Origin of the sequence: Bifidobacterium sp. W8104 (assembly GCF_016100735.1) — a bacterium.
Lineage (GTDB): Bacteria > Actinomycetota > Actinomycetes > Actinomycetales > Bifidobacteriaceae > Bombiscardovia > Bombiscardovia choladohabitans.
The window spans coordinates 1,472,746-1,489,307 of record NZ_JACFRW010000001.1 but is presented as its reverse complement, the minus strand read 5'-3'; the positions used below and the strand labels follow the sequence as shown (position 1 = coordinate 1,489,307).

Sequence of the window (16,562 nt, the reverse complement as noted above, 5' to 3'; positions counted from 1 at the left end):
CAAAGTAGATCACAAGGGATCGAGGGCCAAGGAGAAGCATGAGCGTCGAGGATGAATCACTGGCCCAGGCCATCGCCGGGCTGAACCTGCAGGTGCAGCAGTCTGCCGATGGCCGTTCCCGTTTCCTGGGCAAATCGCTGGACTTCCCCACCGGCCGCCTCTACGGGGGCCAGATGTTGGGCCAGGCCATCATGGCCGGTGGGCGGACCGTGCCCGAAGGCCGACTACCCCACTCGATGCACGCCTATTACCTGCGCACTGGACTGCTTGATCAGAACGTTCAGGCGGATGTGGAGACCATCCGTGACGGGCGTTCCTTCTCCTCCAGACGGGTTGATCTGCACCAGGGGGAACGGACCATCCTGAACGCCCTGCTCTCCTATCAGCAGGTCGGCCAGGAGGGCGTCCGCTATGCCGACCCCATGCCGACCGGGCTGCCCGATCCGGAGGACCTGCCTGGCTCCCGAGAGCTGATGGAACCCTATGCCGACAAGTCCCCCTTTGCTGACTACTACGCCCATCAGAGTCCCTTCGATATGCGTCATGTCGGCGGCACGGTACTGCTGGACGATGCAGATGATGCAGAACATGGGGATTCCAAGGATGACAGCAGGAGTCGCCAGGCCGTTTGGAGCCGCACCCAGGGAAGAGCCGAACTGGACCCGCTGATGCGCCGGGCCCTGCTGGCCATGGAATGCGATCAGATCATGATGGAGCCCGCCCTGCGCCGTGCCGGGCTGAGCATGACTACCCCGGGGATCTCCTTCGCCTCCATCGACCATGCCATGTGGTGGTATCAGGATCTGGACCCCTGCGACTGGCACTGCTTCATCCAGGAGTCCCCTGTAGCCGATCACGGCCGCAACCTGTGCATGGCCAAGGTCTATAACCGCCAGGGTGACCTAGCCGCCTACATGGTTCAGGAGGCCATGATCAGGGTGCCCAAAGACTGAGCGGCACCAGGTCATCGCGTTTCCCAAGCAAAGGGACAGCAGCCTGGTCTACAGCAGCCGACCGGACTCAGGAATTTCTCAGCGACGGCCTTGAACGCCGATCAGCCATGTCTTTCACTGGAATCGGCCTTTGTCTCCGCCCTGTCAGCGGTGTCGGCCGCATCGGCCATGGGTCTTTGTGAGGACTTGCGCCGGTCGGGGTTTTCAGGTCCGTCATCCGGGGGCAGTTGACAGAGCCACTCCCCCACGGCACCCGCCACCACATCGATCAAACAGACCAGTGATGCGACCAGGCACTCCTGCATGACCCGCATGTAATAGGGAGCGCCTGCATGGCCCATGCTGATCAGGGCCTGACTGCCGTACCAGCCCAACAGGGCGGCGCAGGCAATGCCCAAGGCCTTACTCATGATCAGCACGTTGACCGCGAAGCGCAAATCCATCTGCTTGCGGTCCCCCTTGGCGTAGCGATGCACCTGGAAGGCCATGATCAGGATGGCCAACCCCAGCAGAAAGAGCAATACGCTGACCAGCCAGGGAACCCCCATGAGGTCCGTCCTGGTTGACATGCCCAGTTCCGAGATGCCGGCGCCTCCCATCAGGCCCAGAACCAGGGCGACCAGATAGTGCGCGAGCGGGGTGCGGCGGGCCCTCATGACAGACCGTCCAGAATCCAGTCCTCCGAGACCAGGCTGATTCGGTCTCGGTCAGGTGCACGGTTGGCCAGGCTGGCCAGACAGGATCCGCCAGCCCCAGGCAGGCAGTGTTCAGGCTCCAAATAGGCCCAGGGAATCAGAATGCGCGATGGAGCATCGGCGGTCAGCAAAGGGGGGCGGTCCCGGGAAGACAGAACCGAACCGTCCGAGGTCTCCACCTCAACGACATCGGCATCCAGTCCGCCCATCTGTCTGATAGGAGCGGCCACCATGTCCAGGGCCGACCGCAGCTCACCAAGATTCAGCGGCGTCTGCAGAATAACCACAGCCGATAGACGCTGATTCCCCTGATCATCCCGGTAGGCATATAGGGGCGAGATGCCGACCAGCTGACTGCCAGGGATTCCATCAAGGGCTGCAAGAGCACGGAGCATGGTCAACCGATCGGTTCCCGATGCTCCCTCCAGCGCAATCACATCACGCATCAGAAGGCCCTGTGGCTTGGCTCCCTCAGCAGTCGGCCGACTGGACGCATCAGTATCATTCTCCGGATCCGAGGACAGACCGTTCTGCGTGGAGGAGGTTACGGGGTGACGCAGCCGGGCCTGCGCCGCATGGCCAGAATCAGCCTGACCAGACAGCAGGAAGGAGGGATGTCCTAAAGAAGCATTCCCGCCGCTGCTAACCCGCCCGGATTCCATGCTGGCAGGGTTGCCTTCCACCTGATCGTCGGCTGCACGCTCAAGGGTCACGCCCACCTGAAAATCGACCCCTGTTCCCTGGTCAGCACCCAGACGGGTGACCGTGACCCGTGTGCGGCGAATCTGGTGGGAGAGCAGGATGGCATCAGCCACCTTGGCAGTCAGGGATTCCAGAATCTCATCAGCCGGCTCGTTCTGGATCAGGTTGACGATCCGACGGACAATCTGCACATAGTCCACGGTCTGAGTGCCGTCGTTGAGCCTGCCTGCCTCACTCAAATCCAGGTAGAGGACGGCATCGACCTGGTATCTGAACCCTGGCTTCTGCTGGCCATGCAGGGGTGCGACCTTGATGGAACTCAGACGGATGGAATCCATGATGTACGCTCCTCCTCGCCTTGGAACATTCACTGCCGCACGGCCCGGGAACGTGTATTTCACCGAGCCGATGCGGAATTCAGTGCTGTTCCGTTGCGGACGACCCGTTCACGCTGCGCCTGAGCTCCTCAGGAATCTCCACCGGAGGCTGCTCGGAGTCCGGCCGATCCGGTGCAGACAGCCAGAGCCGACGTTCGGGAGCCTTGCGCAAGCCGGCGAAGACCGCAGCCAACTCGTCCTTGTTCAGGGTCTCTTTGACCAGCAGCTGTCGAACGAGCTCGTCCAGTACGTCACGGTTCTGGGTGATGATCCGCCAGGCCTCTTGGTGGGCCGTCTCGATAAGATTGTGGACTTCCTCATCGATGGCCTCGGCGGTCTTCTCCGAATAGTTGTGGGGCTTGAGGGCATCGAGTCCGGCATCCTGGTCGTTCTCATCTGCCCACTTGATGGCTCCCAGCTTGGATGAGAAGCCGTACTGCAGGACCATCTGCCGGGCGATGCTGGTGGCCTTCTCGATATCGTTGGAGGCGCCGGTGGTCGGATCGTGGAAGACCACCTCTTCCGCCACCCGGCCACCCATGGCGTAGGCCATCTGGTCCAGCAGCTCGTTGCGGGACTGCGAGTACCGGTCTGTGGTAGGCATGACCGCGGTGTAACCCAGGGCCCGCCCACGCGGCAGAATGGTCACCTTGGTGACCGGGTCGGTGTGGTGCAGGGCCGCAGCAACCATGGCGTGGCCGCCCTCGTGGTAGGCGGTGTTGCGCATCTCAGCCAGGGCCATGCCCTTGGTCCGCCGCCGAGGTCCGCTCAGCACACGGTCGATGGCCTCGTCGATGGCACGGTTGTCGATCAGCTGGGCATCGGAGCGAGCGGTCAGCAGGGCCGCCTCGTTGAGCACGTTGGCCAGGTCGGCGCCGGTGAAGCCGGGCGTGCGCACGGCCACAGTGTGCAGGTCCACATCCGGCACGAAGGGTTTGCCCTTGGCGTGAACCTTCAGGATGGCCTCGCGACCTTCCAGGTCTGGGGCCTCCACGGCCACCTGACGGTCGAACCGGCCGGGCCTGAGCAGGGCCGGATCCAGAATGTCCGGACGATTGGTGGCTGCAATGATGATCAGGTTGGTGTCGTTGTCGAAGCCGTCCATCTCGACCAGCAGCTGGTTCAGGGTCTGCTCGCGTTCATCGTGACCGCCACTCATACCGGAGCCGCGCTTGCCACCCACTGCATCGATCTCGTCGATGAAAATGATGGCCGGCGCATTTTTCTTGGCCTCGTCGAACAGGTCACGCACCCGGGAAGCGCCCAGACCGACGAACATCTCGACGAAGTCGGAGCCTGCCATGGAGTAGAAGGGCACGCTGGCCTCACCGGCGATGGCCCGGGCCAGCAGGGTCTTGCCCGTTCCGGGGGGACCATAGAGCAGGACGCCACGGGGTATGCGGGCGCCCAGGGCCTTGTACTTGGAGGGATCTTTGAGGAACTCCTTGATCTCCTCCACCTCCTGGACTGCGGCCTCCTCGCCGGCCACGTCCGAGAACTTGGTCTTGGGGGTCTGCCCGTCACTGAGCTTGGCGGAGTTCTTTTTGCCCCCCATGCCGAACATGCCGCCGCCGGCCGCCGAGGACATGCGCGAGAGCAGGAACCAGAAGACCCCCAGAATGATCAGCATGGGCAGGATGGAGGAGATCAGGTAGCTCATCATGCTGGTCTGCGGCACCACCGAGTTGTACCCCTCGGAGGGCTTGGCCTTTTCGACGGCCTTGACGACCTGCTCCCCCTGGGCCTCCACGTAGTAGAACTGCACATCCTTGCCGAAGTTCTTGGAGGTGCGGTTGCCGCGGAAGCCGGGTACATCCTTGACGAAGTCGCTATTGAGCTTGAGCTCGACGACCTGCATCTTCTCGGTGATCTCGGCCTTCTTGACCATGCTGCTGCGGTCGTTCAGCAGCTCCAGGCCATCCTGGGTATTGATGGTCTGAGCGCCGTTCTGGCTGCTGAAGAAGCCGAAGATTGACAGGATGATGACCACGGCCAGAATCCCCCAGAGCCAGGGGGAACGCCAGAAGGAGCGGTTGCCCCCGTTGGGGCCGGAGCCGTTGTTGCCAAGGTTGAAGTTGAAGGGGTTGTTGCCCTTGTCCCCGTTGTCCCTGCCTCCATTGGGCGGACCCTGCTGCGGTCCCTGCGAGTAGCTCATGACTGCTCCCCCTGATCCTGATGATCCTGTTCCTGGGTCGGGTCCATGTATTCCTCGGACCTGAGTACGGCTATCGAGTCAAGATTACGATACTGCTCGTCGTAATCCAGCCCGAAGCCCACAACGAATTCGTCGGGTATGGCGAACCCCGGATACTTGACATCCACCTCGACCTCGTGCCGCGAGGTCTTGTCCAGCAGGGTGAAAATCTCCACCGATGCAGCTCCTCGCTCCTTGAGATGCTCAACCAACCAGTGCAAGGTGTAGCCGGAATCGATAATATCCTCAACGATCAGAATATGCCGTCCGCGCACATCGCAGTCCAGATCCATCCTGATGTCCAGGTCCCCCTTGGAAACGCTGGTTTTGCCGGCCGGATAGCTGGAGATGCTCATGAACTCGATCTGCACCGGTATGGTGACGGCCTGTGAGAGGGCGGCGAGCGTGTTGAAAGCCCCCTTGAGCACGGCCAGCATGATCGGGTTCTTACCCCGGTAATCCCGGCTGACCTGCTCGGCCGTCCGGTTGATCAGCTCTTCTATCCGTTCCTTGGACACCAGTTCATGGTCGATATGGGATTGAATATCAGCGATGCGCATGGTCTCCATCATTGCATATGAGAATGACTTGACCCTTACGGATTGCTGTATGGGAGCTGGGAAAGCGTGGCCCTTGCTGACCGTGCCATCGGCAGACCAAATCATCCAGGGCCCTGACCTGCACGGCCGTGAACCGTATGCCCAGCCTGGTCAGCACCTGGGCCAGCAGGCGGGTGCGCAGGGCCGGGTGGCAGTCGGCCAATCCGAGGGCGTCCAGGCGGGCCAGCACCCCCTCGGCTCTCTGGTCCGAGTCAGGGCGGGCGACCAGCCGCTGGAACAACCCATCCACCTGGGTGTCCAGATAATCCTGATCCAGACGGGCCATATCCGCGCCCAGGGCCAGACGGCGGACCATGTCCCGGCCAGCAAAGCGATTCAAGGCGGGCAGCAGGTCGTGGCGGATCCGCGAGCGCAACGGCAGCGTCTCGGGAAGCGTGGAACCGGCCGGCTGATCGTCGCCGTTGGTGGGGTCGTCCCACCACTGAATCCCCTGCTGGCGGCAAATGGCCGTGGTGTCCTTCCGGTCCAGGTCAAGGAATGGGCGCAGGTAGCGCATTCCTCCGCGTTCCACACGCCGGGCCATGCCGGTGATGGCCTCCAGCCCCTGGGAGCGGATCAGGCCGATCAGCACCGTTTCAGCCTGATCGTCACGGGTGTGCGCCAGGAGGACGACCCTGGCGCCAAGCTTGAGGGCCTGCTCGGAGAGGGCCTGATAACGGGCCGCACGGGCGTCAGCCTCAGGGCCGGCCGAAGTAACGGGTACATCCACTCTGGTGACGCGGACAGGATCCAATCCCAGCCCCCTGCAGGTTCCAGCCGCACGTTCGGCGATCCGATCCGAATCCGGCACCAGGCCATGATCGATTAGCAGGGCCCCACACCGCAACCCGGTCATATCGGCCACCAGGTGGGCCACGCAGGCCAGGGCCAGGGAGTCCCGCCCTCCCGAGCATGCCACCAGAATCAGTGGGGCATCCGGATCGGGCCGGTGCACCCCGTGATGGGCGAACCGCTTATCCTGCAAGCCTAGGCCCTCCCGGTCCAGGGTCGAACGCAGGAGCCCCACCGCCTTTTTCATCTCTGCCGAATAGACCATGGTCCAGGCCGCTTCCTACTTAGAGCCGATCCAGGGATCCGACCAGGGTGTCCACAGCGTGCCGGGCAGCAGCCACATCCTCGGGATCGTTGACGACTACGGCAAAGACCAGAACACCGCCTGAGCGCCGAATCACATTGCCCGCCAGTGAAGTCACATGGTCCAAGGTGCCGGTCTTGACCCGGATCAGCCCATCAGCCTGATTGTCTATTTTCCGCCTGGCTGCTGTGCCGGTCAGCCCCACCACCGACAGACCCTTGACCAGGGGGGTGAGCCCCTTCTCGGACAGGGCCAGCTGCTGGACGTCCGCCAAGGTGCCCACCTTGAGGCTGGAGCCAGGGGTCAGCCCCGAGCAGTCGGCCATGTTGAGGCCCGTGGTATCTACGCCCAGCTTGTTCAGCGTGCTGGTCACGGCTTTCACAGCCCCGGCAGGGCTGTTGGGCGTGTTCAGGGCCAAGGCGGTCAGACGGCCGAAGAGCTCGGCCAGGCTGTTGTCGGAGTTGCGCAGCATCAGCGACATGATCTCGCTGAGCCGTGCCGAGCGGATACGGGCCACAACCTTGCCCTGGGCATGGTCGGTCCGATCAGGACCCTGGGCATTGTCCACCTGGATCCCGGAATCCTTCAGGCGACTGGCAAAGACTGCTGCAGCAGCCCCTGCGGGGTTTTGGACCCTGGGCAGGTAGACCCCGCCCGCGTCCGGATAGGCAAAAGGCTCGGCCCGTCCCTGCCTGGCCTCATCCACGGCCATAGCGACAGGTTCCTGGAAGTAGATTCCATCAGCATTGTTTGCTTCGATTCCCTTCGGCGACCGATCGTCGCCGAAGAGCGTGTCCTGGTAGGCCAGGGTCACTCGGCTGATCCCCTGCTGGTGCAGGGCCTGGGCCGTCTTCTCGGCCAGAGTCCCCAGGCCGGCCCGGCCATTGACGTGCAGGGGATCGTCCTTGCCGACCCCCAGCAGCATATCGCCGTGACCGCGTAGGGTCAGCGTCGCCTGCGAGGAGGAAGAGGAATTCAGAACCGCCTCAGTATCCAGTTGTGAGGACATATCCAGAACGGATGCGGCGGCGGCTGCTGTCAAGGTCTTCATGGTGGAGGCCGGCTGGCGCGCCTGATCGGCGTTCTTCTGAGCAAGCACGCGCCCATCAGCCTGCCGGACGACCAGCGAGTATGCATTGCCCAGGCCCGGCGTGCCGGCGAAAGTGTTAACCAACTGCTGAACCTGACCGGCATCCACTGCGGATCCAGGCTTGTCTGCGACCAGGGTCGGCGGCTCGCCCATCAAGACAGCAGGGGGGACCGAAGAATGACTGGTCTTTGCCAAGGTCAGAGGTCCGGGTACCAGATCGGCCAAGTCCATGCACGCATAGCCGACGACAAGCACGACAGCCACAAGCATGGCCAAGGCCACCCGCCAGCGTCGCTTGATCCGACGACGGCGTGTCATGCGCAGCTGAAGTCTGTCACCCAATTGCTCACTCCCGGACTTGCCTTCGCCAACCGGGTTCGGCTCGGTCGGCATCATCCAACTAGCCTAGTACTGGTCCTGTCACTGTCTCAGGACTGCAGAGAGGCATATCGATCCAGAGTCAGCAGTATGGCCGACTGACGACGATCGAAGATTCGAGACCCTATAGCGACACCAACGGCAAGCACAATCAGACCGTTCGCCAGTGCGACGGGCATGGGCAGCCAGAGCGGAAGAATCCCGACCGTGGTCATGGCCAGTAATGCCACCAGGAAGGTGGGCAGCATGATCACCAGGCTAGCCAGCAACTGCAGCAAGGGCAGGAAGCCTTGGGCAACGGCTCGTCCCTGTGGTGAGGCGAAAGGTTGGTCCATGGAGGGTACCGGATAGATCAGCAGGGCCGAGAAGACCTGGGCAACTCCCAGCCCAGACAGGAGCAATCCTACGGTCACAGCCAGCATATTCAGGGAGATGACCAGATCTCGTCCCCCTTTCATCGCCCCGGAAAGCGCCAAAGTCACCAGTCCAAGCAGGAGTATGCAGGGCATGGCCACGCTCAGATGGCTCCGGACACGCGAGAGCCGGTCCTCGCGACCCTTCACTCCCGCCGCTATCTCCATGCGCAGGGCAAGCCCATCGTAGGCCAATGCGTTGCCCTCGGGGACCTCCAGCACCCAGGCGCCCACAACCGGCCCCAACCATAGCATCATGGGCATCTGGCGGAAGATTACCGCGTATAGAATCACCACAACAAGTAGAAGCGGATAGCTAACAAGCCTGCGGGGGTCCTGACGAAGATAGATCAGCAATCGCGCGGCCATGGCATCCACAGCGTCCCGGGACCGGCCCAGCATCCCCAGCCCCTTGGGGGCAACCGACCGTTCAGCACTCGCCCCGGCATGCAAACGGTCATGACGCAGGCACAGCATGCCGATCAGGAAGCAGAGAGCCAGGGTGGCCAGCTCCATACACAGTCGTCCGACCAGAGCCCACCATGATCCGGAAATGAAGTCCTCCGGCAGACGGACAGCAGCGCCCAGTGGCGTCCAGGCCAATGTGTCGGCCAAGGACTTGAGGGATTCAGTGTCGACTGCAATGCCATCCATGATCCCGCTGTCCAGCAGAGAGGGCAACATGCACAAAAGCATGATCACCATGGTGACCAGCAGGTAGAGCCCGGATCGAGTGCGCTTGGAGACCACCAGGGTACCGACCAGGTCCAAAACAGCCCGGGACAAGGCCAGCATTACCAGGACAGCCAGCAGGGCTGCGATCAAAGCCACGGTCGCAGCTCCGACACCCATGCGGGCATAGATGGCCGTCAGGGCCAGGAAGCAGACAAGACCCGTCAATCCCGCAGGCCCGGTCAGCCCAGCCAGGTAGAGCCCCACCTGCAGCTGGCTGTCAGGAATCCCGTACAGAACGAATCGCGAAGGGCTCAGGTTCGACCCCTGGCCCAGAAAGGCCAGTTGAATCAGGATCACTCCCAGAGTCAACCCGACCAGGAACAGGACCAATATGGCTCCCATACGCTGCCGGTCGCCCGGACCGGCACCGGGCAGCCAGCTCCCCAGTGTCAGCGCACCCTGCCATGAGGCCAGGCAGATGCCTATGGCCATGAGCAGGCTGATGATGGCGCCGACCATCTGCCAGGAGGAGCGCTTGGTGGTTCCCCAGGTAATGGACCAACGCATGGCGATGATGGTGGATGTCGCGCTCATTGCGTCTCCTGGTCTTCCTCGGACCCGGAGCCGTTCAACCAGGCGATTCGCTTAGCCTGGTGACGGCCGCCGACAAGCTCCAGGAAGCGATCCTCCAGATCCTCGCCGGAAGCGACCTGGGCCACCGTACCATCAGCCCGAACCAGACCATGGTCGATGATGGCCACATGGGTGCACATCCGCTCCACCAGGGCCATAACATGCGAGGAGATGACCACTGTTCCTCCGGTATCGACATACTCGGCCAGGATGTCCTTGAGATTGGCGCTGGAGACCGGGTCAACCGATTCGAAGGGCTCATCCAGCACCAAAAGTCTGGGGGAATGAATCATGGCTGTGGCCAGGCAGATCTTCTTGGTCATGCCCGATGAATAATCACAGACCCGCTTGCCGCCGGCATCAGTCAGGTCGAAGGCCTCCAGCAGGTCCTTGGCCCGGCCCAGCGCCTCACTGCGCGGCATCCGTCGAAGCATGCCCGAGTAAACCAGCAGTTGCAGACCTGTCAACCTGTCGAATATCTGATCGCTCTGGGGCATGACGCCGATGACCCGCTTGGCTGTATCCACGTCCGACCATACGTCCCTGCCCAGGATCATGACATTGCCGGAGTCGGGCACCAGGAGACCGGTCATCATGTTCAGCGTGGTGGTCTTCCCCGCGCCATTGGGGCCGACTATCCCGTAAAAGGACCCCCTGGGAATGTCCAGAGAGAGGGCATTGACAGCGGGCCGACCCTGATAACACTTGACCAGGGCGCGGATGGAAACCGCTGCATGCGGATCTGGCGGAGGGACCGCTGCCGTCTGGGCGGTCATGCTGGTTGCTTGCGCTTCATCGGACATGGCCTTAATTCTAGCGTATCCCTATCTCGCTGCCGATTAAGGGACGACTGCCTTAATGCCCTGAGTGCTCGATGGGCTTCCATCCTGGATTGGCGAAAATGGCCTGGAAGGAGATGGGCACGTAGCTGAGCATGAAGATGGGGAAGCTCAGGCAGTAGGCAAAAAGCTCCTTGTTGGATGCGCCGATCTTGTCCCGCTCGGCCAGCACGGTCAGGGCAGCCAGGCCCATCATGGCCAGGAGGCCCAGAATCCCAGCTGCAATGCCATCGATCAGGGTGGTCACCTGGCTGGTCCAGGTCACAAAACCCAGAGCCGGGAAGAGCAGGCCGAAGAAGCAGCGGACCAGGCCCAAGACGGTCAAGGGACAGATCAGGATGGTCAGGTCCACGGCTGAGAAGTCGCGTTCACGGAAGGCCCGGGAGATCAGGGCAGGCCCGTAGTAGCGGAAGACCTGGAGGAAGCCCTTGCTCCAACGCAGCCGCTGTCGCCAGCTCTGCTTGAAGGTGACCGGCTGCTCGTCATAGAGGATGGCGGTGCCGCAATAGCCGATGCGCTCGCCATGCAGAACCGAGTCCATGGTGAACTCCAGGTCCTCGGTCAGCAGATGGAACTTCCAGCCGTTGTTGCGCTCCATAACCTCCCTGGAGAACATGAAGCCGGTGCCACCCACATGGCAACTGGAGCCGATGACCATCCTTGATGTGTTGAGGAACCGGGATTCGCGGATGAACCATAGGGCCGAGCCTGAGGAGACCCAGTTGTCCGAGAAGTTGACCGAGTTCCGGTAGCTGGTCAGTATGCGGAAGCCGGACTGGAAGGCCTTGTTCATCTCTTCGATGTAATGACGGTCCAGGATGTTGTCCGCGTCGAAGACGAAGTAGGCATCATAACGGGAGTCAAGACCCCGATCGAGTATCTGCTCCAGCAGGAAGGTCAGAGCGTAGCCCTTGCCCACCCGGTCCGGGTCCTGCCGCTCGACCACATGGCAGCCCAGGGATCTGGCCAGCCCAGCGGTGTCGTCGGTGCAGTTGTCGGCCACCAGCCATATGTCGACCATGGAGAATGGATAGGTCTGCTCCTTGATGGAGTTGATCAGATGACCAACCACCTGCTCCTCGTTGCGGGCGGAAATAAGGACGGCGAACCGCTTGTCGAAGGGGGCCTCTGGAAAGACCACCGGCTTGGAGACGAAGGAGATGACGATGCAGATGGCCTGGTAGACGATGCCCACCCCGCCCAGCAGCATCATCAGAACGTCCAATACTTTGAGCAGGGCCATCAGCGCCACTCCTTGCGGGGGTTGTCCTCCCCCTCGGAGGTCTCGTCCCCGGTCTCGGTACCCTTGAGCGTTCTGTGCTTTACCGGGGCCGAGGCGGACTTGGGTATGGGCACCGTGGCCGACTCGTCCAGGTCCTTGGCCGTCGGTGAGGATGTCGGGTAGAGCTGGCTGGCAATGGTCATGACAGGGTCCTCCACTCGAACCCTGGCACTGGTTCCCTTTGCGGACCGGCTGCCCACATGGCTGGCCACCGGCTGGACCACGTGCTCGTTGAAGGCCTCGACGCCCTCGACCACCTTGGACTTGCCGACAGGCTTGGGATCCTGCATGAGCGGGGAGTCAATCAGCTCATAATGCTTGACCGAAGCCGAGAAGATGGCCTGGAAGCTGGCCGCCAGGGGCAGGGCCAGGAAGGCACCAAGGGCGCCGAAGACCGCGCCCAGTGCCAGTACGGAGAGGAAGGCGATGGCCGGGTTGAGGTCCATGGTCCGCTGGGAGATCTTGGGGGCCAGGATCATGTTTTCGATCTGCTGGTAGATGATGATGTAGACCAGCACAATCACAGCCATCAGCAGTCCGCGGCTCCCCCAGGCCACCACGATGGGAACGGCCCCGCCTATGTATGTGCCGATCGTGGGCACGAACTGGGACACCAGCCCGCAGAAGAGGGCCAGCGGCAGCCAGTAGGGCACCTTGAGGATGACCAGGAAGACCGACATGCAGGCCGCGGAGATGAGCGCCAGGATGGTCCTGCTGAACAGGAAGCTGGAGATCTGGTCCTGGGCGATGGTCCAGACGAAGAGGAAGCGGCGCTGGCTCCTGGGGGCCAGCCACTGGCAGAGGCTGCGGCGCAGCTTGGGGCCTGCGGCGGAGATGTAGTAGATCACCAGCAGAACTGTCATGATATTGATGAAGGACCCTGCCAGCCCCACGGTGGTGTTCAAGGCCTGCCCGGCGAAGTCAGTCACCCAGGATGTCTGGATGTTCTTGACGATCTCCCCGCCCAGATCCTGCATGGCCGGCAGGTGCCAGGGGGTGCGGCTGGCGATGAATTCCGCCACCTGCTCATAGAGGGCCGGCAAGCCGTTGGCCATGCCGATGACCTGCTGGACCAGCAGATTGCCGAACATGCCCAGGAGGACAATCACGATAATGATCAGGCCTATCAGGGTGACCGCCGAGGCCGCTCCCCGCCGCCAGCCGTGCTTGACCAGCCTGAGCACCAGGGGCTCCATGGCCAGGGCGACGAAGATGGCGATCACCACGTCCAGAACCAGGAATTCGATCTTCCACCAGGAGGAGTAGGCGAACCAGGCCAGGAAGACGGCTATGACCACGTAGAGGAGGCCGCGGCCGAACCATTCCGGAGGTCGGCGCGGGTCCCCCTTGGGCGGGAAGACCGTCGCGAAATCGAAGCGCTGCTTTTGCTCGTTGGCCATATGTTCCATTATCCCAAGATGGCTGACATGGCGGGCTATTGGGCGCAGGTTGAGCCGACGGTGTATCCGGGCACACGTATCCTGAGAGGTATGTTGACCGTTTCCATAGTCATACCCGCCTGGAATGAGGAAGAACGCATTGAAGACTGCCTCCTGAACGCTACCAGGCAGAGCCAGGCACCCAAGGAGGTACTGGTAGTCGATAACCACTCCACGGACGCAACGGCCTCCATCGTCGAAAAATTCATCGATCAGCACCCTGACCAGCATGTCAAGCTCCTCCATCAGGACAGTGAGCAGGGGTTGATCCCCACCCGCAATTACGGACTTGACCGGGCCACCGGCGACGTGTTGGGCCGGATCGACGCGGACTGCATGCTTCGTCCCAACTGGGTCGAAGTGGTCTCCGGCATCTTCACCCGGGACCCAAAGGCCATGGGCGCCACCGGGCCAGTGGCCTACTACGACATGCCGGGCAAGCGGATCGGACTCAAGGGCGACAACACCATTCGCCGGGCCATCTACCGGGCGGACGACGGGCAATACCTACTCTATGGCTCCAACATGGCCCTGCGCGCCACAGCCTGGCGAGCCATACGCAACCAGGTCTGCAGGGACAAGGAGGACATCATGCACGAGGATGTCGATATCTCCCTGCACCTGATCGACCAGGGGTTCAAGACGGTCTACTGCAAGGACATGAACGTGGGTATCAGCGCCCGCCGGATGGACACCTCCTTTACGTCCTTCCGCCACTACATGCAGCGTTTCAAGAACACCTTCGACGCCCACCCGCAACACACCAGGGAGCAGAAGCCCGAGCACACCCTCTACGCCATCTACCCCATCCTGCGAGCCTTCTATCCCGTCTACCAGAAGTACCTGGAATCCGCCGACATCAACCCTGCGGAACGTGTCTGGATTCGCGAACAGATGGAGCTCTTCCACCGGCGCGACCAGGAGCTGGACCAGGAGGACCACTGACCAGCGGACGGCACACCAGGCTTGCCTGGTCCATAGGGGGCGGGTATCATGGGCACGTTCGCCCCCGTCGTCTAACGGTTAGGACACCAGACTTTCAATCTGACAGCGAGAGTTCGACTCTCTCCGGGGGTACAAATCACTGCGAAAGCAATCAAACCTGCTGCCATCATTAGGCCAGCCTGAATCGTCCTCGCCAGCCACGAGTGACAACTGCATCTGATGGGCACCTACCGGAGGGAATCCAAAGCCGGATACAGCCGCCGGAACCGGTCGTAACCGGCATCGTACACATGGCGGTTTGCGTCGTCAGGTGAATAGACCCGTCCAACAAGATTCGCTTCCAACAGCTCTTCCAAGGCCTGCAGATCGGGCCGGGAAGACGAACCTGTCAGTTTGCCAACGGAGACCAGCTCTGCCAGGGCCGCTGCAGGCATGAGATGGGCATCCTCAAGCACCTGAACGGGCGCGTCAAGGATATCCGCCAGCATCTGGCACCATTGGGTCTCACGGGTGCCACCACCAATCAGGGTGACGCGTTCGATGGGCGTGCCCAGCAGGTCGAGCCCCTGGCGAATCGAATAGGACACGCCTTCCAGCGCCGCTCGAGCAAGGTCGCTTGCCGTGGTCTGAAAAGAAATACCGACATAGGCTCCACGGATCGAAGGATTCATCATCGGGAAGCGCTCCCCAACCAGATAGGGCAGGCATATCACACCGCGCGCTCCCGCCGGGCTGGATTCCAACAAGTGCCCCATGCGTCGATAGGGATCGCCGTCGCCCTCGGCCGGACCGCCCCCCGCAAAGACTCCGGTGGCCCAAGCATGCACGTTGCCTGCATTGAGGAATGGCACCGTGTTGATGATGCTGCCTGTACCCAGATAGGCCAGATTGACCATACCAGGGCGGTCAGTTACAGCCCGGTCCGTCACTGTGGCAATCCACCCGGATGTTCCCAAATTGATATTGAACTGACCAGGATGGAACACCCCGCCGGCCAAGGTGGATGCCCCGGCATCCCCCATTCCCGCGAAGACCGTGGTTCCCGGAGCAAACCCCGTGGCAGCGGATGCGCCCGGCGTGCTGGTGCCAACGCCTTCCCATGGCCAATGGAGTTCCGGGAAGATCGCGGCATCCACGCCTGCTGCTTCCAGGATGTCCCTTCTCCACGTCCGCGAGCGCAGATCCATGGCACCTGCCGTCGAACAGGCCGTCACATCGCCGCCATAGACACCGGTCAGCCACCAAATCAGATAATCCTTGGCATCGATGAGCACATGGCGAACCTGGGCATACCGGTCCGGCTGATGTCTGGACATCCACATCAGCTTGGATACAGGCAGGGACCCATCGCACGGGTTGCCCACGTGGGCGCGGAAGGATTCAGCCCCATAGGTTTCAGTCAGCTCAGCAGACTCTTCTTGAGCCCTGCCGTCCGCATACAGGATCGTCGGCCCGACTGGCTGCCCCTGCGCATCCAGGGCGATCAGATCCTGCATCTGCCCACTCATGATGATGCCGGTGACCTGGTCGCTCCTGAAGTGCTTGATGCTCCGCCCGGCCCTGGCCAAAAGGTCACGGGACACCTCGATGAAGGCCTGCAACCAATCCTCGGGATTCTGTTCGATACGCCCGTCACCTGTGTCAATCGGCAGGAGACCGCTGGATGCACACACCCTGACAGAACCCTGGTCATCCACAAGAACGGCCTTGACCTGCGTGGTCCCCACGTCAAATGCGGCTGTATAGGTCATAGCGGCCATCTTAGGCTTTCCCGACTTTCCGAAGGCTGGCGTGATCCCGTATGTGGACTGACGCAGTTACCCCTGGGCTCCTGACCAGTCCACCACTGCTTCGACATTGTTCCCGTCCGGATCCAAGACGAAAGCCGAATAGTACCCGGGATGATAATCGCGCAGCCCCGGAGCACCATTGTCACGGCCTCCGGCAGCGAGCGCCTCCCTGTGGAAGGCATCCACCGTTGCAGCATCGGCGGCCCTGAAGGCTATGTGGGTCACCGGTGAGCCGGCCCCGTCCTCGCTCGGCGTCAGGTAGAAGTCCGAATGGGCCCCATCATCCTCTGCACCGAACCCGATGGTGGGCTCATGGTGGGCCTTGGCCACGTACCCCAATGGTGCCAGAGCTTTGCTATAGAAATCGATGGAGGCCTGGATGTCCCGAACCTTCAGCGTCAGATGATCGATCATGTCCGTAATTCTAGGTGGATCATCAACCGATAATGGCAGACCGCCCAG

At 61.9% G+C, this 16,562-nt stretch carries 14 protein-coding genes and 1 tRNA gene; 3 read left to right on the top strand and 12 right to left on the bottom strand.

Features of this window, described 5'->3' with window-relative positions; all coding sequences use genetic code 11:
- The first annotated feature begins 38 nt into the window (after positions 1–38).
- Positions 39–953, top strand: a complete 915-nt coding sequence (locus H3U89_RS05815) for an acyl-CoA thioesterase (RefSeq protein WP_198180329.1) — start codon at positions 39–41, stop codon at positions 951–953.
- 101 nt (positions 954–1,054) lie between these two features.
- Here the strand turns inward: H3U89_RS05815 and H3U89_RS05810 are convergent, their stop codons facing one another.
- The 10 genes from H3U89_RS05810 to H3U89_RS05765 form a co-directional block, all read right to left on the bottom strand.
- Complete coding sequence (locus H3U89_RS05810) at positions 1,055–1,609, bottom strand: DUF3180 domain-containing protein (RefSeq protein ID WP_198180331.1); 555 nt, start codon at positions 1,607–1,609, stop codon at positions 1,055–1,057.
- Positions 1,606–2,688 (bottom strand): dihydroneopterin aldolase, encoded by a 1,083-nt coding sequence (locus H3U89_RS05805; RefSeq protein ID WP_198180333.1) that lies wholly within the window; start codon positions 2,686–2,688, stop codon positions 1,606–1,608. Before H3U89_RS05805 ends, H3U89_RS05810 begins: the two co-directional genes overlap by 4 nt.
- 79 nt (positions 2,689–2,767) lie before the next feature.
- On the bottom strand, positions 2,768–4,882 hold the full coding sequence (gene ftsH, locus H3U89_RS05800; protein ID WP_198180335.1) for an ATP-dependent zinc metalloprotease FtsH: 2,115 nt from the start codon (positions 4,880–4,882) through the stop codon (positions 2,768–2,770).
- Complete coding sequence (hpt, locus tag H3U89_RS05795) at positions 4,879–5,481, bottom strand: hypoxanthine phosphoribosyltransferase (RefSeq protein WP_024626706.1); 603 nt, start codon at positions 5,479–5,481, stop codon at positions 4,879–4,881. Before hpt ends, ftsH begins: the two co-directional genes overlap by 4 nt.
- Entirely contained in the window at positions 5,468–6,577 is a 1,110-nt protein-coding gene (gene tilS / locus H3U89_RS05790) for a tRNA lysidine(34) synthetase TilS (protein ID WP_198180343.1), read from the bottom strand. The genes hpt and tilS overlap by 14 nt, the downstream gene beginning before the upstream one ends.
- A 19-nt stretch (positions 6,578–6,596) precedes the next feature.
- Positions 6,597–8,024 carry a D-alanyl-D-alanine carboxypeptidase/D-alanyl-D-alanine endopeptidase gene (dacB, locus tag H3U89_RS05785; RefSeq protein ID WP_198180345.1) on the bottom strand — a complete coding sequence of 476 codons (1,428 nt, stop codon included), beginning with the start codon at positions 8,022–8,024 and terminating at the stop codon, positions 6,597–6,599.
- Between the two features lie 110 nt (positions 8,025–8,134).
- The gene (locus tag H3U89_RS05780) at positions 8,135–9,766 is read right to left on the bottom strand and encodes a hypothetical protein (RefSeq protein ID WP_198180347.1); all 1,632 of its coding nucleotides are present in this window, start codon (positions 9,764–9,766) and stop codon (positions 8,135–8,137) included.
- Entirely contained in the window at positions 9,763–10,608 is an 846-nt protein-coding gene (locus H3U89_RS05775; protein ID WP_198180349.1) for an ABC transporter ATP-binding protein, read from the bottom strand. The genes H3U89_RS05780 and H3U89_RS05775 overlap by 4 nt, the downstream gene beginning before the upstream one ends.
- A gap of 52 nt (positions 10,609–10,660) precedes the next feature.
- Positions 10,661–11,887, bottom strand: a complete 1,227-nt coding sequence (locus tag H3U89_RS05770) for a glycosyltransferase family 2 protein (protein WP_198180351.1) — start codon at positions 11,885–11,887, stop codon at positions 10,661–10,663.
- Positions 11,887–13,326, bottom strand: a complete 1,440-nt coding sequence (locus tag H3U89_RS05765; RefSeq protein ID WP_198180353.1) for an AI-2E family transporter — start codon at positions 13,324–13,326, stop codon at positions 11,887–11,889. Before H3U89_RS05765 ends, H3U89_RS05770 begins: the two co-directional genes overlap by 1 nt.
- Positions 13,327–13,416: 90 nt before the next feature.
- On the opposite strand from H3U89_RS05765, the gene H3U89_RS05760 reads away from it, so the two are divergent.
- Together H3U89_RS05760 and H3U89_RS05755 are read left to right on the top strand one after the other, a co-directional pair.
- Positions 13,417–14,310, top strand: coding sequence for a glycosyltransferase (locus H3U89_RS05760; protein WP_198180355.1), 894 nt, complete (start codon positions 13,417–13,419; stop codon positions 14,308–14,310).
- A gap of 60 nt (positions 14,311–14,370) precedes the next feature.
- Positions 14,371–14,442, top strand: a tRNA-Glu gene (locus H3U89_RS05755).
- 95 nt (positions 14,443–14,537) lie between these two features.
- Here the strand turns inward: H3U89_RS05755 and H3U89_RS05750 are convergent.
- Both H3U89_RS05750 and H3U89_RS05745 read right to left on the bottom strand, forming a co-directional pair.
- Positions 14,538–16,061, bottom strand: coding sequence for a xylulokinase (locus tag H3U89_RS05750; protein ID WP_415873563.1), 1,524 nt, complete (start codon positions 16,059–16,061; stop codon positions 14,538–14,540).
- Positions 16,062–16,127: 66 nt separating this feature from the next.
- On the bottom strand, positions 16,128–16,514 hold the full coding sequence (locus H3U89_RS05745; RefSeq protein WP_198180359.1) for a VOC family protein: 387 nt from the start codon (positions 16,512–16,514) through the stop codon (positions 16,128–16,130).
- Positions 16,515–16,562 lie beyond the last annotated feature (48 nt).